Source organism: Amycolatopsis pigmentata, assembly GCF_042684065.1.
Classification (GTDB): Bacteria; Actinomycetota; Actinomycetes; order Mycobacteriales; family Pseudonocardiaceae; genus Amycolatopsis_E; species Amycolatopsis_E pigmentata.
This window is the reverse complement of the sequence record NZ_JBHUKR010000007.1, coordinates 107,456-130,793: the sequence shown is the minus strand read 5'-3', so window position 1 is coordinate 130,793 and position 23,338 is coordinate 107,456. Positions and strand designations below refer to the sequence as shown.

Sequence of the window (23,338 nt, the reverse complement as noted above, 5' to 3'; positions counted from 1 at the left end):
CTCTCCGGGTCTTCACCCGTTTCGCCGGCCCGTGGAACGCGTACCGGCCTCGCTACCCTCGAACATCAACTTCGGCGCGGCTACAGCAAGCCGCGCTCCCGCGCCGCGATCACCGCGTCCCGGCGCGAGGTCACTCCCAGTTTTCGATAGACATTGCGCAAATGGGTCTTCACGGTGTTGACCGACACATAAAGGCTCCCGGCGATCTCTTCGATGGTGGCCAGGGACGGCAGTTCCCTGAGTAACTGGACTTCCCGCGGGGTCAGCTCCGCGGTGACCCCGGCGGGCGCGGGAGGTATCGCGTCCAGGATCTCTTCGACGAACGGATCCAGCCGCCCCAACCGGCCGAGCTGGGGGACCAGCAACTGCCGGATCTCCTGTCCCGCGTCGTAGAAGGGCCGGAGGGCGCGCCGGGGTTCGGCCAGCTCGATCCCGGCGCGGATTTCCAGGTTGGCGGTCCGGCCGTCGTGCGCGCGTTCGGCCAGCACGGCGGCCAGCAGGTGCGCTTCGATGCGGCTGGCCACCAGAAGGCAGGGCACCCGTCCCTTGGTGATCTTGTCCAGCAGTGCCCGCGCCGCGGTCACCCGGCCGTAGTGGGCATGCATCCGGGCGCGCAGCAGGTGCACCTCGCCGTGGTCGCCGAGCCAGGCGGAGGCCCGGCGTTCGGCCTCGGCGGCCCAGTCCGGCCTGCCCAGACGCAACGCCATGCGCTGCTCGATGGGGGCCAGATGCGCGACCAGCGTCGGCTGCACCGGATCCTGGCGGCTCACCGTGGCCCACTGCCGCCGCATCCGCACCAGCGCGGCGTGCGGATCGTCACCCCACTCGAAGTCGACCGCCGCCTCGAAGGACAACGCACACAACTCCACCGTCCGGTCGTTGCTCGTGCCGAGGACCTCGACGGCCCGGCGGGCGAGTTCGCGGGCGCGGTCGTGTTCGAGGAACTGGTAGGCGACCCAGGCCGCGACCGTGTAGGCGAAACTGCAGACCGGACTGTCCGCGAGGTCGTGCTTTTCGGCGAAGCGCAGCGCCTCGTCCGCCATGCGGCGCATCCGCGGATAGTCGCTGTCCACCGAGGCCACGCCCGCCAGGTGGCTCAGGCAGTGCACGATCGCGTAGTCGAACTGGTGCGCGGTGGCGATGCGCAGCGCCCAGCTGAGGTCCCGGCCTGCCGCCTGGTGGTCACCGAGCCAGAACATCGCGGTGCCACGGTTGATCAGGGCGAGCATCAGGAGGTCGGGATCGGCTATCCGGTCCAGCCGTTCCCCCAGCTCGTCCATGGCGGGCACCACCCGGCCGGCCAGCCGGGCCCAATGGGTGCGCACCACCAGATCGAGATCACGCACCCGTTCGGCCGGATTGCGCCGCACCGCCTCGCTCAGCCCGGAGATCCGCATTTCCGCGGCCGCCCGTTCCCCGGCGGCCAGGTCGCCCAGGATCAGGATGAGCCCGATCTCGGCGTCGGCACGCGCCTGGGTGGACAGCGTCGCGGCGAGTGCCCGCAGCGCCGGGAAATCACCGCCGAGGACCAGTCCGAGCCCGTGCCGCGTGACCAGGCTCGCGGACAGCTCCGGGTCGTGCGCGTTCGCGGCGTAGGCGGCGGCGCTGACGCGGTCGCCCTGTTCGGCGAACCACCGGGCGGCGAGGCCGTGCAGGTCGGCGAACAGCGTGGGCAGTTGCCGGCGCAACTCGCTCATCAGGTACGTGCGCAGAAAGGGATGCATCCGGTAGCGATCACCGTCCGAGCCGGACCGTGAGATCAGCGAGCTGGACCGGGCCAGCGACTCGAGCACGGCGGCCGCGTCGGTCCTCCCGGTGAGCGCCATCGCGAGGCCCGAAGTGACCTGTGCCGTCACGCTGGTGCGGCGCAGGAAGTCCTGCCGGTCCTCCGGCAGCGGGGAGAGCACCTCACCCGTCAGGTACTCCGCGACCGCGCGGTCGGTTTCCACGAAGGAGTCCAGGATCGTTGCCGGGTCACGGGAATTCCGCAGCGCCTGCGCGGCCATCCGGATCGCCGCGGGCCACCCTCCGGTGAGCGAGACCAGCCGGTCGAGGTGTTCCTCGGAGAGGTGGACGCCGTGCAGTGCGATCGCCTCCGCGGTCTCGGCACGGGAGAAGGCCAGGTCGGCCGCGCGCAGTTCGCGCAGCCTCCCCGCGATGCGCAGGCGATGGAGGGCGACCGGCGGGTCGACCCGGCCGGAGAGCACCAGCCGGAAGTTGCGGGGCATCCGTCTGAGCAGGGTGTCCACGATCTGCTGGGCGATCTGTTCGCCCAGTTCGTGGAAATCGTCGAGCACCAGCCAAATTCGCTCTTCGTGCCGCTTCACGGTGTCGGCCAGCAACGCCACGAAATCCTGCCCGGTCCGCCGCGGCTCGGGCACCCGTGCCGCCCGCGTGCCCGCCAGGACGCGGTTGAACGCCGCCAGGACGCCGGAGAGGAACACGGACGGGTCGTTGTCGGCCGCGTCGACGTTCACCCAGACCACGGCGCCCGGACCGGCCGTGCCCCGGCTCGCGTCGGCCCACCCCGACACCAGGGTGGTCTTGCCGAACCCCGCGGGCGCGCACACGACGGTGACGACCGGGTCGTCCTCCGTTTCCGTGACGTCGGGCAGCATTCCGCCCAGCCGCGTGCGCCGGATGAGTTCGCGCGGCGGAGGCGGCTGCGTGATCTTGGGTTCGGGCATGGCGGGCTTGATCGCGTTCTCCGTTCGGTCCGGACTGCCAAGGCTATGAGAATTCGCCGAGCTTGCTAGTACCGGGGAACGACTCGGTCGAAAGATCTCCTGAACGAGTGAGAAAGCGTTCGCCCGGGCGTGCCAACAGTGATTGGCGATGCGTCAAGAAGAACACGGAGGACGGCATATATCACCTGTCTGGCGTAATTTGTTCCGGATCTATTTCACCCGCGCCGGATGACGTCGCGTCAGCCGCGCGGTGACGATGATCGGCGGGCACCGGTGGCGTCGGTGCCGTCGTGGTGAGAAGTGATCTTTCGCGGATTATCCCGGTTCGGTGAAGCCGGCCGTCGGCCGCCCGGCCTCCGGGGCGCGGCCGGCGGCCCTGGTCCGCTCCCTTGTCCAGGCCTCTCCGGTGGTCCACAGTGGATACTATAAGTAACCGGATATCCCGTTGTCGCGTGTTGCGGCGGCACCATGTCGTGTGGGCGTGAAGTTCTTGCCAGAAGGTCCCTTTGGCGTCTTGATCCCGCGGCCGGACCGGCGCTGGATGACCGCATGGCCTCGAGGTGCGACTACTCACTGTCACCGTGTCGGGTGTGCGAGTCCGGACCTGCTCTCGCTCGTGTACTTCTGTCACCTTTCCTGGTTGTCTTTTCTGATCTCGGTCGCTGTTCGAATGCGCCTCTGTTGCTGATCGACTCGATGAAGGATGTCATTTTTGACGGCATCATCGATCTTCCGGCGTCCGGTGCCATTTCCGAACTTCGTATTCGCAGGGTTCCTGTGAAAATGCGACTCCTCGACCGGGCTGCCGGTGTTGATCGACGACGTGCGATGTAACGTCGCGGTGGGCCGTGCCGATGCCTACCGCGAGTGGCGGCGAATGCGCGCACTCGTTCCGGCCCCGGTCCCCGGCCTTCGAATCACGACCCCGGAAAGGGGAACGGCGATGGGCGGCTTCTGGCTGTGGTCGGTGATTCTGCTCGCCCTGCTCCTGGTCATTCCGCTCGGTTTCGTGATCGCCACCTCGCTGCGCCGGGCTTCGCGAAAGGTCGAGACCATTCTCGCCGAAGAGCTGCCACCGCCGGAAGATCATTGTCCGCCCACACCTTCAGGTGAAGGCCCGGATCACCGCGACTGAAGTGTGTAAACTCGGCAGCCGACCCCGGCCCAGTCCCAGCCGATCACCTGCGCGAACTCGCGGAGGTGCGGTGTGCCGACTCGCGGCTGTCAAGGTGACCACAGAGCGCGCCCCTTCTTTCCCGCTGCTTTGTGGGCGCCGAACTGGTTCGCGTGAGGGAGTTCGGCAAGGAGCGCCCTGCCGACACGACCGCGTGGCGCGCGAACTCGCGGAGGAATGAGCGTGACCTGGTACGACTATGTGCGGGTGGCACGTGGACGGTGGAAGATCGTCCTGTTCGGCCTGCTGGCCGGGCTGGCGGTGGCCGCCGTCCTGACCTGGTCCACCCCGCGAGAATATTCGGCGCAAGTCACCATCTACGTCTCCGCCCAGTCCGGTACGGACAACGCTTCCGCGGCCTATCAGGGAAACCTGCTGTCCGAGCAGAAGGTGAAGTCCTACACGAAACTTCTGGCGAGCACGCGGGTCGCGCGTGATGTCGCGGGGCAGTTGCGGCTCGGCATGTCCGCCGACGAGATCGCGTCACGGATCAGTGTCGGCTCCCAGCCCGACACGGTTCTGCTCACCGCCACGGCCACCGACCGTTCCCCCTTGCTGGCCAAGGAAATCGCCGACGCCACGGGCGACGCGTTCACCCGGCTCGTCTCCCAGCTCGAACGGCCTGCCGACAATCTGCCCGCGACGATCAACGCCCGCGTGGTCGAACCGGCGACGCTGCCGACGGAACCGGTGGCGCCCCGGCCCGCGGTCAACTACGCGCTCGGTGTCCTTTTCGGACTGATCGCGGGGTTCGGTCTCGCCCTGCTTCGGCACGCGTTCGACACCTCCGTCAAATCGGCCGAGGAACTCAGAAGGCTCACCGGCGCGCCCAGCCTGGGCACCATCGCCTACGACCCCGACGTGCCCCGGCATCCGCTGACGGTGCAGGAACATCCGCGTTCGCCGCGCGCGGAGGCGTTCCGGAAGATCCGCACGAACCTTCAGTTCATCGACGTCGACCGGGCCCGCAAGGCGATCGTGGTGACCAGCGCGGTCCCCGGCGAAGGCAAGACGACGACCCTGTGCAACCTCGCCATCGTGCTCGCCAGGGCCGGACAGCGGGTGGCGGTGCTGGAAACGGACCTGCGCCGTCCGCGTGCGGTCGACTACCTCGGCCTCGAAGGTGCCGTCGGGCTGACCAGCGTGCTGGCCGGGCGACTCGGCCTGGACGAGGCCCTGCAACCGTGGGGGTCCGCGCTCTTCGACGTGCTCGCCAGCGGGCCGATCCCGCCCAACCCGAGCGAACTGCTCGCCTCGCGGCAGATGACGAACGTACTGGCCGAGTTGAACCAGCGATACGACACGGTGCTGCTGGACGCGCCGCCGCTCCTGCCGGTGACCGACGGGGCCATCCTCGCCGCGGCCTGCGACGGCGCGCTCGTCGTCGTGCGGTACGGCAAGACGAAGCGCCACCAGGTCAAGGCGGCCTTCGCGGCGCTGGAAGCCGTGTCCGCACGGCCCCTGGGCACGGTGCTCTCGATGGCGCCCGGCTCGACGTCGAGCCCCTACTACGAGTACTACTCCGCGCTGGAGGAGACCGCTCCCGATCTCGACGGCACGATGCGGCTGTCCAAGGTCGCGGCCGGCCCGCGCCGGGCGGCCAAGCGCAACGGCAACGGAAAGCCGCTCGGCACGCTGACCGGCAGCCTGCCCGCCGGTGGCCTGCCCGCGAATGGCGAGTTGCCTCGCCAGAACGACCGGCCGAACGCGCCGTCCGAAGGTGCGGGGCGTTCACCGAATGGCACAGAGGGCCGGTCACCCGCGCCGGACCAGGTCTACTGAAGCGACGGCCGCGATGTCCGTAGCTCATCCGACGGAACCGGCGGGCACCGCCGACACCGAGCCCGGCGGCCCGCCGTCCCGGCGGCCGGGCCCGCGGCGTGGCCGCAGACTGGCGAAGATCGTGATCCTGTCGGTGGCCGTGCTGCTCGTGGTGGTCATCGGCGGGATCTACCTGACCGGCCAGCGTTTCACCGGTCAGGTCCACCGGTTCTCGGGGGTCTTCGCCGGCATGGACGAGGCGAGCAGGCCGCCCGCCACCGCGGCGAAGACGTTCCTGCTCGTCGGCAGCGATTCGCTTTCCCCCGCGCCGCCTGCGGCGGCGGGCGCCGACGCGAACGAGGACCCGTCCGCCGCGCAGCGCGCCGACATGATCATCCTGGTGCGGATCAAGCCGGACTACACCGGCGCCACCGTGGTGTCGCTGCCCGGGGACAGCTGGGTGGACGTGCCGGGCCACGGGATGGACAAGATCAGCGCGGGGTACGACAGCGGAGAGCCCTCGCTGCTGGTGCGGACCATCGAGTACCTCACCCGCATCCGTGTCGACCACTTCGCGGTGCTGGACTTCGCCGGTCTCCGCGCGGTGACCGATGCCCTCGGCGGCATCGAGGTGAATGTCGCCTCGCCGGTCTCGATGGGGGGAGTGAGCTTCTCCCGTGGTCCGAACCATCTGGACGGCGCGCAGGCACTGACCTACGTGCGACGGCACGACGAACTGCCCGACGGCGACCTGGACCGGGTCAGGCGCAGGCAGGAGACCATGCGCGCGCTGTTGGTCAAGGTCGGTGCCAACGGGCTGTTGTCCAGTCCCATCCGGGGTTACGAGTTCCTGGACACGCTCAGCCGGTGGATAGACGTCGACGACACGATGAGCGACGGCGAACTGTTTTCGATGGCCTGGCGGTTGCGAGGGCTCAGTGCCCGCGCCATCACCTTCGTGGCCGCGCCGGTGAACGGCCTGGCCTGGGAGGGCACCAGGGCGGTGGCCCGGCTCGACTACGCGCGCGCGGCCGAACTCTGGCAGGCGGTCGCCGACGGCGATCCCGCGCGTTATCTCCGAAAATACCCCGGCGACTCGTGAGGAGTCTCCCGATGACACTGCCCAGCCAATCCACGTTCCGGATTCTGTTCGTGTGTACCGGGGGAATCTGCCGTTCGGCATTCGCCGAAATCCTCGCCCGGCATTTGCTGCGGGAAAGGCTGGGCGTGGTGGACGCGGCCCGGTTCACCGTGGCCAGCGCCGGGACTTCCGCGGTTCTCGGTGCCACGATGCATCCGTTCAGCCGTGCGGAGCTGGCCCGGTGGGGACTGGCCGGTATCGCGCGCGGGTTCCGGTCGTATCCGCTGGACGCGCCCACGGTGGCGGGCTCCGATCTGGTGCTCACCGCCGAACGAAGGCACCGCAAGGCGGCCGTGGAACTCCAGCCCTCCGCCTTGCGCACCACCTTCTGCCTGCGGGAAATGACGAGACTGGCCAAGGCGATCCGCCCGGACACGCTTCCCGGTGACCCGGTGGAACGGGCGAAGGCGGCGGTGGCGGCGGCCCGCAGATTGCGGGGCACGGCCCTTTATGTGCCGCCGGAAGAGGATGCGGTTCCCGACCCCGTCTCGCTCGGCCCCGGCGGCCACCACCACGCGGCGAAGTTGATCGAGGAATCCTTGCTGGGTCTTATCGCGTTGCTCGGTTCCGGGAATGGCGGGCGAACCTTGAGTAACCGCTTTCCGGCAATCGACTCGATACGGTGAACCGACGACCGGGCAGACTCCGAAAATGCTAAGCTGAACGTCAGCAAGGTCGAACGAATCCTCGATGTCTCCCCAGACCCCGCGGCATCCTGGGGCGTTGTCGGCAACATTTGCCGAACGCATTCTAGGGAGAACTGCGATCCATGCGACCAACCTCCATCTTTTTTCCGCTGGCCTCGGTGGCCGCGCCGCGGTGGCTGACCCGGGTGGGCGCACCGCTGGTCGATGCCGGGTGCTGGGCAGTGGCGCTGACGGGGGCGACGTGGCTGCGCTACGAGTTCGATCTCGGTCAGGCCGACCTGGCCGGCCTCGCCCGGATCACGGCCGTCACCGTGGCGATGACCTGGATCGCCGGCGCCGTCAGCCGGCTGTACCTCGGCCGGTATCCGGTCGGCAGCCTCGACGAGGCGCTCGGCCTGGCCGGCGTGACCGCGGCGGTCTGTCTCGCGGCGTTGGGGATGGATGTGCTGTGCGGCACTCCCTCGGTGCCGCGCTCGGTGCCGCTCATCGCGGCGTTCCTCGCGCTCGCCCTCTCCGTGGCCGCGCGGCTCGCGGTCCGCTGCTACCGGGACCGCAGGGCCCGGCCTGATCCGCGCTCGGCGCACCGGGTGATCGTCTACGGCGCGGGCGTGCGAGGCCGGGAACTGGTGCGGACGATGGTGTCCGGCGGTGCGGGCAACACGCTGCCGGTGGCCCTGCTCGACGACGACCCCGCCCTGCGCAACAGCCGGATTCGCGGCGTCCCGGTGCGCGGTACCTGGCGGGAACTGGTGGCGGTGGCCGGGCAGACCGGCGCGCGGCAACTCGTCGTGGCGGTGCCGAACCCGGCCCCGGCGAAGATCCGGGCGGTCAAGGCACTGGCCAGGACGGCAGGCCTCGATGTGAAGACCTTGCCGCCGTTGAGCGAGCAGCTCCAGCCCTGGATGAAGATGGCCGATCTGCGGAACGTGGATGTCACGGAACTGCTGGGACGCCGTCCGGTCGACACCGACCTCGACTCGGTTTCGGGCCGCCTACGGGGAGCGCGCGTGCTGGTGACCGGGGCGGGCGGTTCGATCGGTTCGGAGCTCTGCCGCCAGATCCACCGGTTCGCGCCCGCGGAGTTGTTCATGCTGGACCGGGACGAAACCGCGCTGCACGGGGTGCAGTTGTCGATCCACGGCGAGGCCCGGCTCGATTCGCCGAGCCTGGTTCTCGCCGACATCAGGGACGCCGACGCCATGCGCGGGCTGCTCCGAGAGCTTCGCCCGGACCTGGTGTTCCACGCCGCGGCGTTGAAACACCTGCCGGTGCTGGAGCGGCATCCCGACGAGGCATGGAAGACCAACGTGCTGGGCACCATGAACGTGCTCGATGCCGCGCGCCGGGCCGGGGTGCGCCGGTTCGTGAACATCTCCACGGACAAGGCGGCCAACCCGACCAGCGTGCTCGGCCGGTCCAAGCGCGTCGCGGAAAGGCTGGTCGCCGACGCCGCGGGACGAACCGACGGGGTCTACCTCTCCGTGCGCTTCGGCAACGTCCTGGGCAGCCGCGGTTCCGTACTGACCACCTTCGCCGAGCAACTCGCCGCGGGCCTTCCGGTGACCGTGACCCATCCCGACGTGACCCGCTTCTTCATGACCGTGCCGGAGGCGGTCCAACTGGTCATCCAGGCCGCCGTGATCGGTGCCTCCGGCGAAGCCCTGGTGCTCGACATGGGCGCCCCCGCCCGCATTCGAGACCTGGCCGAACAGCTCATCGAGATGTCCGGGAGCGACTCGCCGATCGTGTTCACCGGCCTCGGCCCGGGCGAAAAGCTCCACGAGGAACTCTTCGGCGAGGGCGAGCAGGACCATCGCCCGGTCCATCCCGCGATCTCGCACATCCAGGTGCCGCCGCTGCCGGCCCGGACCGTGCTGGCCCGGCACAGCCGGTTCGGCAGCGCCGCCGCGATGGCCGAACTCGTGGAAAGCCCCCGGATCGTCGCCCCGCGGACGGGCAGTCCGGTCGAGATGGACAGGGTGGCCACCGTCGTGGCGGCCCGGTCCGGAAAGAGAGTCGAGCCCCGATGAAGGTCGTGGTGACCGGCGGTGCCGGCTTCGTCGGCGCCAACCTCTGCCGGGAATTGCTGAGCCGGCGGGACTACGAGGTCGTGGTGCTCGACAACCTGAGCACGGGCAAACTGAGCAATCTCGACGGGCTCGACGTCGAATTCCGGAAAGGCTCGGTGCTGGACCCCGTGGCGGTCGCGGCCACGTGCGCGGGCGCCGAGTCGATCGTGCACCTCGCCGCCGTGCCCGCGGTGCTCAGGTCGATCGAAAATCCCCGTCGTAGCCACGAAACCAACGTGACCGGCACGATGACAGTGCTCGAGGCCGCGCGGGAAAGCGGTGCTCACGTGATCGTCGCGTCCTCCAGCTCCGTCTACGGGCGCAACCCCACGCTCCCGAAGACGCCCGACCTGGTCTGCCTGCCGTCCAGCCCGTACGCGGTCAGCAAACTCGCGGCCGAATCGTACGCGCTGGCCTATCAGTCCTCCTTCGGTCTCGAGTGCTGCGTTTTCCGCTTCTTCAACATCTTCGGGCCGTTGCAGGCGCCCAATCATGCCTACGCCGCGGTCATCCCGTCGTTCGTCTTCAACGCGTTGCACGGCCTTCCGCTCACCATCTACGGCGACGGTGAACAGAGCCGGGACTTCACCTTCATCGGCTCGGTGGTGGAGATACTGGCGGAAGCGGTCGCGAGCCGGATGAGCGGGATACGGCCGGTGAACCTGGCCTTCGGCACGCGCACCACGGTGAACGAGATCGTCGCCGTCCTCTCCGACCTGCTGGGCCGTCCACTCGACGTCCGGTACCGCCCGCCGAGGCCCGGTGACGTCAGGCATTCGCAGGCGGAGCCGGGAGTGCTCACCAAGCTGTTCCCGCGTGTCCATCCGGTCCCGCTGGCGCACGGTCTGGTGCGCACGATCTCGTGGCTGGAGTCGCTCGCGGAGCCCCAGGCGAAGGAGGTGCCCGCATGAGCGAAAAGGTCTCGAGCCGCGGCACTCGAGCCGGCTACGGCGATGGTGCGGGAGAACGAGGGTGAACGATCTCATGGGCCGTCACCTCCGGTTGGTCGTGGTGGGCCAGGGTTATGTCGGGCTGCCGGTCGCCATGCGGGCGGTCGCAGCGGGTTTCTCCGTCGTCGGGCTGGACCTGGACGCGGTGCGCGTCTGGTCGCTCAAGGACGGACGGTCCTATGTGGACGATGTCGGGGACGGGGAGCTGTGCCAGGCGCTCGCCACCGGGCGTTACCGGCCCACCGTCTCCTACGAGGACGCGGAAGCCTTCGACGCCGCGATCATCACCGTTCCGACACCGCTGAAGGACTTCGTGCCCGATCTCGGCTACGTCGAGTCCGCCGCCGACGGCATCGCCGCGCACCTGCGGCCCGGCGCGACGGTGGTGCTGGAGTCGACGAGCTATCCCGGTACCACCGAAGAAATCGTCGTGCCGCTGCTGGAAAAGGGCAGCGGACTGCGCGCCGGGCGGGACTTCTTCGTGGGGTACAGCCCGGAACGGATTGATCCGGGTAATCCTAAATGGACACTCGCGAACACGCCGAAGATCGTCTCCGGGGTGGACGAAAGATCGCTGGCTGCGGTCAAGTCGCTCTACGACGCGCTGGTCGAGCGCACCGTCCCGGTGGCCACCACCCGCGAGGCGGAGCTGGCCAAGCTGGTGGAGAACACCTTCCGGCACGTCAACATCGCCCTGATCAACGAGATCGCGATGTTCGCGCACGAACTCGGGGTCGACATCTGGGGAGCCGTCGAGGCGGCCTCGACCAAGCCGTTCGGTTTCCTTCCCTTCCGTCCGGGGCCGGGCGTGGGCGGGCACTGCCTGCCGGTGGACCCCGGCTTCCTGTCCTGGCGGGTGCGTCACGACCTCAACCGCGAGTTCCGGTTCGTGGCGCTGGCCAACGACATCAACGACCACATGCCGGACTACGTGGTCCAGCGGCTCACCGCCGCGCTCAACCGGCGGCGGAAGGCGGTGCAGGGCAGCGTGATCCTGCTGCTGGGCCTGTCCTACAAGCCGAACACCGGCGACATCCGTGAGTCTCCGGTACTGCGCGTGGTCGAGTTGCTGGCCGAACAGGGCGCGGTGATCCGGGTGGTGGACTCCCATGTGGAGGCCCACCGGTGCCCGCCGGCGATGAAGCTCGTCGAGTTGACCGAGTCGTGCGTGCGGCAGGCCGACGCGGTCGTCCTGCTCACCGACCACGACGACGTCGACTACGAGATCGTGGAGCGCGGTTCCGACCTGGTCCTCGACACCCGGAACCGTCTGCGCGGAAGCCAGGTGGAGCACCTGTGAACCGCGTCGTCATCCGAATCTCCGTCCGGGCGCAGGGGGCCCGGACGGTCCTGCTCGCCGCACCGGGCCGCGGGGCGGTCGAGGGAGCAGGCGGCCCCGCCGGAACGCTGCGGAGCGGGGCCCTTTGCCCGGCTGGGCGACACTGCGCCGATCGTTGCCAATCCGACCACAGCCATGGCGGAAACGGTTGTCTACCAGCAGATTGGCTGCGGACCGTTTCCGCCTGCTTTTGGTCGGATCGGTACCGGGCCCGCCCAGCCGGGGCCTGCCGGCCCGGCTTCCTCCCGGGCCGGAAGCACACCGAGATCGTGGTCCCCCACCGGCAACCGGGTCCGGACGCCATGTCCGCCACCCGGCTCGAAGGAGTCGCTTCGACCTACGGGAGCCGACAATGATCGCATTAGCCATCGACGGGGGCAGGCCGGTCCGCACCGCGCCGCTGCCGACCTGGCCCATTTTCGACGGTGAAGAAGTCGCCGCGGTCCGGGAAGTGCTCAATTCGGGCCGGGTGAACTACTGGACGGGTCCGCACGGACGCGCGTTCGAGCACGAATTCGCCTCGGCGGTGGGAACCCGCTACGCCGTGGCGATGTCCAACGAAACCGTGGCACTGGAACTGGCGCTGCGCGCGCTCGACATCGGGCCGGGAGACGAGGTGATCGTGCCGGCCGCGAGCTTCTTCGCCGTGCCCAGTTCCGTTGTCCACTGTGGAGCGAAGCCGGTGATCGCCGACGTCGAGCTGCGCACCCAGTGCGTCACCGCGGAAACCGTCGAGGCGGTGCTGACCGAGCGGACCCGCGCGGTCGTCGTGGTCCACTTCGCCGGCCATCCCGCGGAGATGTCCACGCTGCTGCAGATGACCGAGAACCGGGGCATCCAGGTGATCGAGGACTGTTCGCAGGCGCACGGCGCGCGGTACTTCGGCCAGTCGGTCGGCAGCTTCGGTGACCTGGCCACCTGGTCGTTCTGCGACGACAAGATCATGACCACCGCGGGCGAGGGCGGCGCCGTCACCACCTCCGACCTCAAGCTGTGGCGGCGTTGCTGGGAGTTGAAGGACCACGGCAAGAACGTCGCCGAGATGCATCGGAGCCCGCACCAGCCGCGGTCGCGATGGCTGCACGACAGTTTCGGCACCAACGCCCGGCTGACCGAGATCCAGGCCGCCGTCGGTCGTCTCCAACTGGCCAAGCTGGCGAACTGGGTGAAGCAGCGGCAGACCAACGCCGGGCTCCTGCTCGATGTGCTGCGTGGCCAGACCGGCATCCGGGTCGAGGATCCGCCCGCCCACATCGAGCATTCCTACCACCGGTTCTACGCGCACGTCCGGCCCGAGCAACTCGCGCGCGGCTGGAACCGCGACCGGATCGTCACGGCGATCATGGCCGAGGGTATTCCGTGCGGATACGGCGGTTGCGCGGAGATCTACCGCGAACGGGCCTTCGAGTCGGTCGAAGACGTGCCGGCCCGGCTGCCCATCGCCGCCGAACTCGGGCAGACCTCGCTGACCCTGCCCGTCCATCCCGGCCTGAACACCAGCGACATGATGGAAGTGGTCGCCGCGGTGGTGAAGGTGCTCAAGGCGGCGACGGCGTGATCCGCCCGCTCCGGGTCGTCCTGGTGTTGAAGACGGCTCAGGGTGGCCTCTTCACACTGTCGCATGTGGACGAACTGCGCGCGAGGGGGCACGAGGTGGTCGCGGTGCTCCCGCCGCCCGAGGGGCCGCTGTCCAGGGCGCTGGCCGCGCGCGGAGTGGCCGTGGTGGACAGCCCGTTCGATTTCAGCTTCCGCTCGCCGCGCCGCGCGGCGGCCGGCTTGCTGCGGCTCCGCCGTACGCTCCGCGAACTGGCGCCGGACGTCCTGCACTACCACCTTTACGCGTCCGCGCTGGCGACCAGGCTGGCCAGCCTGCGGTTCGGCGCGCCCAGGGTGCACATGGTCGCGGGCCCGCTCTACCTGGAGTCGGCGCTGATCCGGATGTTCGAGCGGCGGCTGGCCCGGCTCGACACGGTGACGATCGCGGCCAGCGAGTTCACCGCCCGGTACTACCGCGCGTTCGGCCGCACGCGGGAGCAGACGCCGGTGATCTTCTACGGCGCCGACCTCGGCTATTTTCGGCCGGCCTCGGGCGAGGAGCGCGCCCGTGCCCGCGAGTCGCTCGGGATCGCGCCGGACACCTTCGTCGCGGTCATGGTCGCGCTGGTGTACGCGCCCAAGCGGCTCGTGCACCGCGGGCGGGGGATCAAGGGGCACGACGTGGTGCTCGACGCGTGGCGCGGGTTCCACGCCGAGTATCCGGACAGCCACCTCATCCTGGTCGGCGGCGGGTTCGGGCCCGCGGGCGAGCGGCACCGGCTCGAATTGATGGACCGGTTCCGCACCGCGAATCCCGGCAGCGGCGTCACCTGGCTCGACACCGTGGACGATGTGCGGCCGTATTACGCGGCCGCGGACGTCAGCGTTTCCCCGTCCCTGTCGGAGAATCACGGTGCCGCGCGCGAGGCCTGCGCGATGGGCGTGCCCAGCATCGTCAGCGACGCGGGCGCGCTGCCGGACACCGTCGTGCCCGGCTCGGGATGGGTCGTCCGCCGGGGGAACGCCGCCGAACTGGCCGCCGCCCTCCGGCTGGCCCGCGCCGAACATCTTCGCGGTGAACTGGTCGAACGTGGTGCCCGCGCCCGGCGGCTCGCGGTCGAACTGTTCGACGACGCGCGCATCGCGGCGGCCGTCGCGGACGTGATCGAGTCCAGCGCGGAACACGCGACCGCCGCGGCCGAAGCGCGGCCGAGGGTGTTCAGCATCTTCACCGAAGCCCGATTCGCCCGGCGCCCGGACGGCGGTTGGACCGCCCTCGATCCGGCCACGCGCGCCCAGTCCTGGGACCGCTACCTGCACCCCGGTAGTGGAGGAAGGGATGTTTCCTACGGACCATCCGTGCCCGATCGGCGGCCGGACGAAAAGCGTGTCCGGCCGCGTGCAGCGGCCTCCGGCGGACAACCAACGCGGTGGACGGCCACTGTCGCCGCCTCCGGCCCAGCAAATCCACCTTCCTCCACAAACCAGGTCCGGGTGGTCGGCCGGGGTGATCCTCGGGCGCTTGCCGACACGGTGGCGCTGCCCGGTGGGGTCACGCTCGTGCCGTTGCCGTACTACGTCGGGGTCGGCGGGCTGATGCGCCGGCTGGTGCCGCTGGTGGTGGCGGTGGCGCGAGCCGTCGCCACGGCCGACACGATCATCCTGCGGGTGCCCGGCGTCATGGGGTCGATCGCGGCGGCGGTCTGCCGTGTCCTGCGGCGTGAGTACGCCGTGGAGGTCATCGGGGATCCCGCGGACGTCCTGCGAGCGGGCGTGCTGGGTTCGGTGGGCCGCCGTCTCGCACCGCTCGCCGAAGCCCAGATGCGCTGGCTGGTACGTCACGCCGGTGCGTCGTTGTACGTCACGAACCGGACGCTGCAACGGCGCTATCCCCGCCGTCCCGGCACGCCGAGCATCGGACTGTCCAACGTCCTGCTTCGCCCAGGGACGCTCGCCGCGCAATCGAGAGCTTGGCGCCCCGCGCCGTTCCGCGTCGTCACCATCGGCAGCCAGGAGAACCACTACAAGGGGCACGACGTGCTGTTGCGGGCGGTTCGCGAGCTCGTCGACAGTGGTCTGGACCTCAGCGCCACGATCATCGGCGGCGGGCGGGTCCACGGCGAGTTGATCGAGCTGGCGCATGCGATGGGGCTGGCGGAGCGGGTCCGGTTCACCGGGGTGGTCGACGACCGCGCGGCCATCCGGCGGCTGCTGGACTCGGCCTCGCTGTTCGCGCTGCCCTCCCGCACCGAAGGCATGCCGAGGGCGCTCATCGAGGCGATGGCCCGCGCGCTGCCCGCGGTCGGCTCGCGGATCGGCGGTATTCCCGAACTGCTGTCCCCGTCGTGCCTGGTCCCGGTCGATGATCACCGGGCGCTGGCCGCCGCGATGGCCCGGCTGCTGACCGATCAGCAGGCATGGGAAGAGCAGTCCCGCGACAACCTCAAACTCGCGCAGACCTTCGAGCAGTCCTTGCTGGAAGGGAAGTTCTCGGCGTGGCTGGCCCAGGTCCCGGCGGCGAGGCGGCGATGAAACCCTTCGTGCCGACCCGCGGCAGTAAAGGTGACCACAACGCGCGCGGAGAAACAACGATGACCACCGTCGTGAACGTGATGGGCACGCTGGACCGGGGTGGCGTGGAGACGGTCGCGCTCGAATTGTGCGAGTTGATCCCGCCGTCCGAGATGCGCCAGGTCTTCGTGGTCACCGGGGACAGCGAGGGGCGGCTGGCGCCCCGGTTCCGGGCGGCCGGCGCGGTCGTGCACCGGTGCCAAGTGCGGCCGAAGCCGCTCTTTCCGTTCCGGTGGTGGGGATATCTGCGCCGGGTGCGGCCCGATGTCGTGGTGTCCCACATCAGCGTGGTCAGTGGGCTGGTACTGCTGGTGGCCGCGCTGGCCGGAGTGCGGGTGCGGATCGCGCGGATGAGCAGCGAAGGCGACGGCAGGCCGGACACCCTGCCTCGCCGGGCACAACGGGCGTTGCTGCGGGGATTCCTGCGCGTCTCGGCAACCGACGTGCTTGGCGTGACCGCGGCCTCCGTCGCTTTCGCCGGTGCCACCGGTCGTGACCCGCGTTATCGGGTGCTGCCCAACGGGGTCGACGTGGCCCGCTTCGCCCGGGCTCGGGAGCTCCGCGAACCACGGACGCGCGGTACTTCGCTCGTCCACATTGGACGCGCCGCTCCGGAGAAGAACCGAGGTTTCCTGCTGCGTGTACTGGCCGAGGCCAAGCGGCTGGACAGCTCGGTGACGCTGACCGCCGTCGGTCCCGGCGAGAACACCGACCTCGAAGCCGTCGACCGGGAGGTCGCGAGCGATCCGTCGGTGCGGCTCATTGGCGAACACGACCAGGTGGAGCGGATTCTCGCGGACGCCGATGTGCTGCTCCTGCCGTCCCTTCGTGAGGGCCTGCCCACAGTGGTCCTCGAGGCGCTGGCCGCGGGCGTGCCGGTGCTCTGCAGCGACCTGCCGGGCCTGTGTGACCTGGCGATGGAAGTGGAGGGCCTGACCCTGCTGCCCCTGGACGAGGGGCCGGCGGTGTGGGCGCGGACGGCTCTTCAGTTGGCCGGACTGCCGGAAGCCGCGAGGGACCGGATAGCGGAAAGCCTGGCCGCGTCCCGCTTCACGCTCACCGGGGCCGCGCGGGCATGGAGGACGGTGTGCGCGAAACGCTCCTAGCTTCCGTGGCTCCTCTGGCACCGCGCACTCACGGCCGAGTCCTGCCCGCGCTGGGGCTCGCGGTCGTGGTTGTGCTCGGGTCGTTGTCCGGGGCCATGCCGACGGATCTGAGCGCCGACGCGGCGGTCTTCTTCGTCGTGTGGACGGCTTGCCTGGCGCTGATGGCAGGTGGTGTTCCAGGCGGTTTTTACCGGCCCGGCGCGGCCTATCTCACGCTGTTCGGTTTCTTTCACGGCGGTCTGCTGTTGAGCATCGCGCTGCGCGGCCCCGACGCCTTCACGGCCTACGACATTTCGTGGGTGTTCGCCGGGTACACGCCAGGCGCGGTCGAACTCGCGTTGCTGGGCATGGTCACGTTCACCGTCGCGACCGAGGCGGCGTCTTCCAAGGCCTGGGCACTGCCGTCCCCGCGCGAGCCCGTGCATACCAGGCTCACCATCGTCGGCCTCGCCTGTCTCGCCGTGGGCATCACGATTTTCGCGCTGGCGCTGGCGAACGCGGGCGGTATCGGCGTCGCCTCCGGCGGGTACCTCACCTTCATCCACACCAACGAGTCCGACGGCGCCCTCGGTTACGGGACGGTGCTGGTCGGCTTCGGCGGTGTCCTCGGTGTGATCGCCGGCGGCCGGGTCAGGGCGGTGACGTGGGCGGCTTTCGGGTGTTACGCCGTCGTCGCGTTCATGGTCGGATCGCGCGGCGCGGTGCTCTTTCCGTTGCTGGCTCTGCTCGTGACCGAGGTGCGCCAGGGGCGCCGGATCAGACCATTGTGGACAGCCATGGGCAGCGTCGTGGTCATGGTCCTGATCGGCCTGGTACGGCAGACCCGGTCGGCCGACTTCGCCGTGTTCGGCTCCGCGTCCCTCGGTTCGCCACTGGACGCGCTGGCCGAGATGGGATATTCACTGCGCCCGGTGGCGGCGACGTTGGACTGGCACACGGCCGCCGAACCGTTCCGCCACGGAGTGACCCTGATCAGCGTGCCGCTGCGGTTCGTGGAGAACCTGACCGGGCGGAACGGGGGCGCGCCGGTCTACGACGATCGCCTGTTCAACCTGGAGATCGCGCACCGGGTGGGCAACATCGGTGGCTCTCCGATCGCCGAGGGGTATCACAACTTCGGCATGGCCGGAGTCGTGCTGCTGATGGGCGCCATCGGGCTGGCGGTGGGCCTGCTCGAAAAGCTTCCCCGTACTGCGCGAGGCAACGCGATCGTCGGTGTCCTTCTGCTGCCCTTGCTGGTGCAGGTTCGCAACAGCTTCGCCGCGGTTCCGGTGCAGATCGGCCTCGGCGTTCTCGTGCTCTGGCTGGTCTGGTCCGGAGCACCGGAGCGTCGCCGGGAGGGGGTCACCCGATGAACCAGGCGGGACGGGGCAGACTGGCCGCGCTCTACGGCGCGGGTGCCGCGCAGTTGGCGCTGAACGCGATCGCGGCGCTCCTGGCCACCCGTGCGCTCGGGCCGGCCGACCGCGGCGTGATGGTGCTGGGGCTGACCGTCGGTGCCATCGTCGGGATGGTCGGTGGAATGGGCACCGGCTCCGCCCTGCGCGCACGACTGCCGACGGCGGCCGGGCCCGGCGAACGACTGGCGTTGGTGCGGGGCTACACGTGGTGCACGATGGTCGGCACGCTGTTCGCGCCGGTGGCCGCGGTCGCGGTGATCCGCGGGTCGGCGGATTTCATCGACCCGGCGCTGGCTTCCGCTCCCTTCCTGGCCGCCACCGCGGTCTTCACGGCGGGCCAGACATTGCTGACCCAGATCGCCGACCTCTTCTATGCCGACGGCCGGTTCCGGCAGGGCGCGCTGGCGGCCGCGGCGATGAGTGCGGCCGCGCTGGGCGGTCTGCTGCTCGTCCTTTCCCAGACCCGGTCGGTGGCCGCGTTGTTCCTCGCGCAGGCGACCGGAACGCTCCTGGTGGTGCCGTTCCTGGTGGTTCGCCTGCGGCGGCTCGGACTGGTGAGCTTTTCGCTCGCCGGGAGGACGGCCATGCGCCCGCTGATCCGTCGCGGGTTGCCCGCCCTGGGGCTGACGGTCGGCCTGACACTGGCGCTGCGGGCGGACCGCTACCTCCTCGGCGCGCTGGCCGGGACGTCCGCGGTCGGGGTGTACTCGCTGGCTTCCACGATCAGCGAGACTTCGCGCATCTTGCCGACCGCGCTCGGACAACTGTTCTTGCGAGAAGTCTCGTTGGGACAAGGCGTGTCACGGCTGGCTCGCGCAAGCCGGTTCGCGGTCGCGGCTTCCGTGGCGGGCGGCTTGGTGATCCTGGCCGCGGGCTGGGCTTTCATCGTGCCCGTCTTCGGTGCCGGTTTCGCCGGTGCACGCGGACTGCTCGTCGTGCTGGTACTCGCCGAAGTGTGTTTCGCGCCGTACGCGGTGACCAGCCGTGGCCTGCTCGGCGGAGGCTGGACGCGTACCGCGGGAACTCTCGGCGTCGTGGGCACCGTCGGCGCGCTCGCGGTCTACGCCGTCTCGGCCGCCGTCGCCGGGGCGGCGGGTGTCGCCGTGGGTTCGGCGATCGTCTACGCCGCGTTGTCGGTGTCCTCATGGGAACTGATCAGGAAACACCTCCGCGAAACGGAGGTCTCGCCGTTGCCCGCCACTGTCCAGAATGGACCGTCAGCATGATCGTCAAGCGCGCGCTTTCCGCCCTGTACCGGTTGTACCTGATCAAGAAGGACCCGGTCGGCTACGCCCGGCGCATCGGCGTCGAGGTGGGGCCGGGTTGCTGGTTTCCCGGCTTCCGCGCCGGGACGTTCGGCTCCGAGCCCTATCTGGTCTCGCTGGGACGGCGGGTGCTGGTGTGCGGCGGAGTCCAGTTCATCACCCATGACGGCGGTGTCTGGCTGTTCCGGGAACACCATCCCGAACTCGACGTGGTGGCGCCGATTTCGGTGGGCGACGACGTCGTGCTCGGCGCCAACGCCATCGTGCTGCCGGGCGTGTCGATCGGCTCACGGGTGGTCGTCGGCGCGGGCAGCGTGGTGACCCGCAACGTGCCGGACGGTGTGGTGGTGGCGGGGGTTCCGGCCCGGATCCTCTGCGGGATCGACGAATATCGCGAACGGGTGCTGCGGAAATCGGTCGATGTAGCGGAACTGCCCGAGCGCGAGAAACACGAGGCACTCAAACGCCATTTCGCCGTGGCGGCGAACCGAGGTGAGCAGGATGCGTGACGGTGTGGTGCGACGGCTGGTCGACGTGCTGGTGGCGGGTGTCGTGCTGATGGTGCTGGCCCCGGTCCTGCTCACGGTGGCGGTCGTCATCCGCCTGCGAATGGGCTCGCCGGTGCTGTTTCGTCAGTGGCGGCTCGGGCGGGACGGCAGGCAGTTCCGGATCATCAAGTTCCGCACCCTGCTGCCGACGGTCTACGAGGGTCAGCCCGACTATCAACGGCTGACCCGCCTGGGGATCTTCCTGCGCGCGACCAGTCTCGACGAACTTCCCCAGTTGTTCAATGTCCTTTGTGGACACATGAGTCTGATCGGGCCCCGCCCCGGGCTCCCGGAACACCTGGAACGGTACTGCCCTCGGCAACGAGGACGGCTTGTCGTGCGGCCCGGTATCACCGGGTGGGCGCAGGTCAACGGCCGCAACTCGGTGAGCCTGCCCGAACGCATCGAACTCGATCTCTGGTACGTCGCGCATCGCGGGCCCCGGGTGGACCTGAAGATCGTCGTCGCGACCTTCGGCCACCTCCTGCGGCCGCGCGGAGTGATCGGCCCCGGCGGCACCAACCCGGATTTCCCCAGCGCGAACTCGCCGTGCTGTGCGGCTCGCTGCGAGCCGCGGGTCACCCCTTGCCGGCAGCAGGCGAGGACCTGAATGCGTGTCCTGGTGACCGGGGCGTCCGGCTATGTCGGGCGCGTCGTCGTGGGGCAACTCCTGCGCCGCGGGCACGAACCCGTCGGCCTGGCTCATCGGGCCAAGCCCGACATCGAGGGAGTGATCTGGCGCCACGGTGACGTCCGGGACATCGCCTCGCTGCGGGCGGCCACCGAGGACGTCGACGCCGTGATCCACCTCTCCGCACTGGCCGGGGTGCGCAAGGCGTTCGAGCGGCCGGTGCGGTACTACCAGACGAACGCCGCGGGCGTCCTCAACCTGCTGGAGGTACTGAGCGAACGCCGTGCCGGGCCGTCCCGGCTCGTGGCCGCCTCCACCGTGAGCGTCTACGGGGTGCCGGTCCGCCAGCCGATCACCGAGGAGACCCCGGCCGACCCGAGAAACCCTTACGCCGCCTCGAAGGTCGCGGCCGAACAGGCGATCGGCTGGACCGCGGCCGCGGGCGCGATCGGTGCCGTCACCCTGCGTGTCGCGAACGTGGCGGGTGGGGTGGGTCCGCACGGCGATCGTGACGACAGCCGCCTCATCACCCGGGCCTGCGCCGTGGCGGCCGGAAGAATCCCTGAGCTCGATGTCTACGGCGACGGAGGGGCGGTCCGTGACTTCGTGCACGTGCTGGACGCCGCGGGTGCGTTCGTGGCCGCCGTCGCGGAGTGCGAACCCGGGCATCACCGGGTGTTCAACATCGGCGCGACCGCCGCGAGAGTCACCGACGTCGTCGCGATGACGCGAAGCGTGACCGGACGTGACGTTCCGGTCAGGTTCCACCCCTCTCATCCGGGCGAAGTCCGGGAGTTGCGGACCGACACCTCGAAAGCGCGAGAGGAGCTGTCCTGGCGGCCCCGGTACTCCAACCTGGCACGGCTGGTCGCCGACCAGTGGCACGCCGAGATCGGCCCGCGCCCGGCCGCACCACCTAGCATGACGTCATGCCCGTCCGTGACGCCGAACCAGCCGACGCCGCAGAGATCTGTGCCCTGATCGAGGAGCACGCCCGTTACGAGGGCAACGAAACGCTGGTCCTCGACCGCGTCGAGATGACCAAGCACCTTTTCGGTCCCGAACCGAAGGCGTGGGTTCTCATCGCCGAACCGCCCGGGGCGGCCGAGGTCGCGGGCTTCGCGTTCTGCTCGTGGAACTTCTCCACGTGGGAAGGCAGGCCCGGGATCTGGCTCGACGATCTCTACGTCCGCCCCCGCCACCGGCGGCACGGCCTCGGGCGCGAGTTGCTCGGCGCCCTCCGCGCCCGCACCACCGGCCGGGTCGAGTGGGACATGCAGGCCGGAAACACTCGCGCGGAGGCCTTTTACCGCGATCTCGGCGCCGAACCCGTAACCGGGTGGATCCGCTACCGTTGGTCGCCGGAAGCCTACCCTCGAGACGTAGAGTTGTGACATGGATGACAGTCCCGCCCGGCGCTCGTCCTCGTCGATCGAGGACTACATCCGGGTGATCTACGGCCTGGTCGAGCGCGGTGAGGCGGTCACGAACACGACCCTGGCCGGTCGCCTGGAGGTCAGCCCGTCGTCGGCGTCGGGCATGGTCACCAAGCTTTCCCAGCAGGGCCTGGTCGAGCATGTGCCCTACCGCGGCATAGCGCTGACCCCGGCCGGGCGGTTGCTGGCGCGCAGCGTGTTGCGCAGGCACCGGCTGATCGAGTCCTACCTGGTCAGGGAACTCGGCTACACCTGGGACGAGGTGCACGCCGAGGCCGACGCCCTCGAGCACGCGGTGTCCGACCGCCTGGTCGAACGGATCGCGGCCAAACTCGGCAATCCCGTGCGCGACCCGCACGGCGACCCGATCCCGGCGGCCGACGGCAGCGTCGAGGAACTGCCCACTCGTCTGCTGGACGAGCTGGAACCGGGCGTGGTGGGGCAGATCGTGCGGGTCTGGGACACCGATCCCAACATGCTGCGCTACCTCTCCGAACGCGCGATCGGCCTCGGTGAGCGCATCGAAGTTCTGGAACGCCAGCCGTTCGGCGGGCCGCTGGTGGTGAAGGTCGGCTCCCCGCCGGATGCGGCGACGCACGCGCTCGGGAAGGAGATCGCGCAGGCGCTCAGCGTCGCGGTGATCTAGTTGTCCGGCGGAAAGCGTACGGCCGATTGACGCAGCCTGACGAATGCCGAAGGGTGGCCGGCGGCGCGAGCATGACGGCATGAAACCGTTCCGCTTCGGCATAGTCGCCGGCCAGGCACCCGATCTGGCGTCCTGGACCGATCTCGCGCGCCGGGCCGAAAGCCTCGGCTACGACACGTTGGTCTCGCCCGACCCGCAGTCCGGTCTAGACCCGTTCACCACACTCTCCGCTGCCGCCGCGGTCACCACCGAACTGCACGTCGGCACGCTCGTCGCGGTGGACAAGCTGGCCGGATTGGCAACGAACGGCACAGTACGATCAACAGTGGCTTTCTGGAGAAGTTCGCGCCGGTGTTCGAAGTTCTGAAAGGCTCGTGATCACGCCGCCACCAGTATCGTGGTGCGCGTGTTGTCCCTTTTCGGTGGCTTCG

General features: G+C 69.6%; 19 protein-coding genes. 18 read left to right on the top strand and 1 reads right to left on the bottom strand.

The genetic code is table 11. The features are described 5' to 3' along the window. Positions 1-80: 80 nt before the first annotated feature. Positions 81-2,687, bottom strand: coding sequence for a LuxR C-terminal-related transcriptional regulator (locus ACFSXZ_RS13520; RefSeq protein WP_378265021.1), 2,607 nt, complete (start codon positions 2,685-2,687; stop codon positions 81-83). 823 nt (positions 2,688-3,510) lie between these two features. Between ACFSXZ_RS13520 and ACFSXZ_RS13515 the strand changes: the two genes are divergently transcribed. From ACFSXZ_RS13515 to ACFSXZ_RS13430, 18 genes are all read left to right on the top strand, one after another. Continuing rightward, positions 3,511-3,822: a hypothetical protein gene (locus ACFSXZ_RS13515; RefSeq protein WP_378265019.1), complete on the top strand. Its 312-nt coding sequence runs from the start codon at positions 3,511-3,513 to the stop codon at positions 3,820-3,822. Between the two features lie 222 nt (positions 3,823-4,044). Next, positions 4,045-5,643, top strand: a complete 1,599-nt coding sequence (locus ACFSXZ_RS13510) for a polysaccharide biosynthesis tyrosine autokinase (protein ID WP_378265017.1) — start codon at positions 4,045-4,047, stop codon at positions 5,641-5,643. A gap of 13 nt (positions 5,644-5,656) precedes the next feature. Then, positions 5,657-6,724: an LCP family protein gene (locus ACFSXZ_RS13505; RefSeq protein ID WP_378265015.1), complete on the top strand. Its 1,068-nt coding sequence runs from the start codon at positions 5,657-5,659 to the stop codon at positions 6,722-6,724. An 11-nt stretch (positions 6,725-6,735) separates the two neighbouring features. Further along, positions 6,736-7,389 (top strand): arsenate reductase/protein-tyrosine-phosphatase family protein, encoded by a 654-nt coding sequence (locus ACFSXZ_RS13500; RefSeq protein WP_378265013.1) that lies wholly within the window; start codon positions 6,736-6,738, stop codon positions 7,387-7,389. A gap of 143 nt (positions 7,390-7,532) precedes the next feature. Further along, positions 7,533-9,440 (top strand): polysaccharide biosynthesis protein, encoded by a 1,908-nt coding sequence (locus ACFSXZ_RS13495; protein ID WP_378265011.1) that lies wholly within the window; start codon positions 7,533-7,535, stop codon positions 9,438-9,440. Further along, positions 9,437-10,390, top strand: a complete 954-nt coding sequence (locus tag ACFSXZ_RS13490; RefSeq protein WP_378265009.1) for an NAD-dependent epimerase/dehydratase family protein — start codon at positions 9,437-9,439, stop codon at positions 10,388-10,390. The genes ACFSXZ_RS13495 and ACFSXZ_RS13490 overlap by 4 nt, the downstream gene beginning before the upstream one ends. A 61-nt stretch (positions 10,391-10,451) precedes the next feature. Beyond that, positions 10,452-11,729 (top strand): nucleotide sugar dehydrogenase, encoded by a 1,278-nt coding sequence (locus tag ACFSXZ_RS13485; RefSeq protein ID WP_378265007.1) that lies wholly within the window; start codon positions 10,452-10,454, stop codon positions 11,727-11,729. A gap of 391 nt (positions 11,730-12,120) precedes the next feature. Further along, positions 12,121-13,326 carry a DegT/DnrJ/EryC1/StrS family aminotransferase gene (locus ACFSXZ_RS13480; RefSeq protein WP_378265005.1) on the top strand — a complete coding sequence of 402 codons (1,206 nt, stop codon included), beginning with the start codon at positions 12,121-12,123 and terminating at the stop codon, positions 13,324-13,326. Then, positions 13,323-15,836 carry a glycosyltransferase gene (locus ACFSXZ_RS13475; RefSeq protein ID WP_378265003.1) on the top strand — a complete coding sequence of 838 codons (2,514 nt, stop codon included), beginning with the start codon at positions 13,323-13,325 and terminating at the stop codon, positions 15,834-15,836. The genes ACFSXZ_RS13480 and ACFSXZ_RS13475 overlap by 4 nt, the downstream gene beginning before the upstream one ends. A gap of 59 nt (positions 15,837-15,895) precedes the next feature. Beyond that, on the top strand, positions 15,896-16,981 hold the full coding sequence (locus ACFSXZ_RS13470; protein ID WP_378265001.1) for a glycosyltransferase: 1,086 nt from the start codon (positions 15,896-15,898) through the stop codon (positions 16,979-16,981). 5 nt (positions 16,982-16,986) lie between these two features. After that, entirely contained in the window at positions 16,987-18,336 is a 1,350-nt protein-coding gene (gene wzy, locus ACFSXZ_RS13465) for an O-antigen polysaccharide polymerase Wzy (RefSeq protein WP_378264999.1), read from the top strand. Next, positions 18,333-19,607: a lipopolysaccharide biosynthesis protein gene (locus ACFSXZ_RS13460; protein WP_378264997.1), complete on the top strand. Its 1,275-nt coding sequence runs from the start codon at positions 18,333-18,335 to the stop codon at positions 19,605-19,607. Before wzy ends, ACFSXZ_RS13460 begins: the two co-directional genes overlap by 4 nt. Further along, positions 19,604-20,155 (top strand): DapH/DapD/GlmU-related protein, encoded by a 552-nt coding sequence (locus tag ACFSXZ_RS13455; protein ID WP_378264995.1) that lies wholly within the window; start codon positions 19,604-19,606, stop codon positions 20,153-20,155. The genes ACFSXZ_RS13460 and ACFSXZ_RS13455 overlap by 4 nt, the downstream gene beginning before the upstream one ends. After that, the gene (locus ACFSXZ_RS13450; protein WP_378264993.1) at positions 20,148-20,804 is read left to right on the top strand and encodes a sugar transferase; all 657 of its coding nucleotides are present in this window, start codon (positions 20,148-20,150) and stop codon (positions 20,802-20,804) included. The genes ACFSXZ_RS13455 and ACFSXZ_RS13450 overlap by 8 nt, the downstream gene beginning before the upstream one ends. Further along, positions 20,805-21,806, top strand: coding sequence for an NAD-dependent epimerase/dehydratase family protein (locus ACFSXZ_RS13445; RefSeq protein ID WP_378264991.1), 1,002 nt, complete (start codon positions 20,805-20,807; stop codon positions 21,804-21,806). It begins immediately after the preceding gene. Continuing rightward, positions 21,755-22,219 (top strand): GNAT family N-acetyltransferase, encoded by a 465-nt coding sequence (locus ACFSXZ_RS13440; protein WP_378264990.1) that lies wholly within the window; start codon positions 21,755-21,757, stop codon positions 22,217-22,219. The genes ACFSXZ_RS13445 and ACFSXZ_RS13440 overlap by 52 nt, the downstream gene beginning before the upstream one ends. A 1-nt stretch (position 22,220) precedes the next feature. Continuing rightward, positions 22,221-22,907: a metal-dependent transcriptional regulator gene (locus tag ACFSXZ_RS13435; RefSeq protein WP_378264989.1), complete on the top strand. Its 687-nt coding sequence runs from the start codon at positions 22,221-22,223 to the stop codon at positions 22,905-22,907. Positions 22,908-22,986: 79 nt separating this feature from the next. Then, positions 22,987-23,274, top strand: coding sequence for an LLM class flavin-dependent oxidoreductase (locus ACFSXZ_RS13430; protein WP_378264987.1), 288 nt, complete (start codon positions 22,987-22,989; stop codon positions 23,272-23,274). Positions 23,275-23,338: the final 64 nt, after the last annotated feature.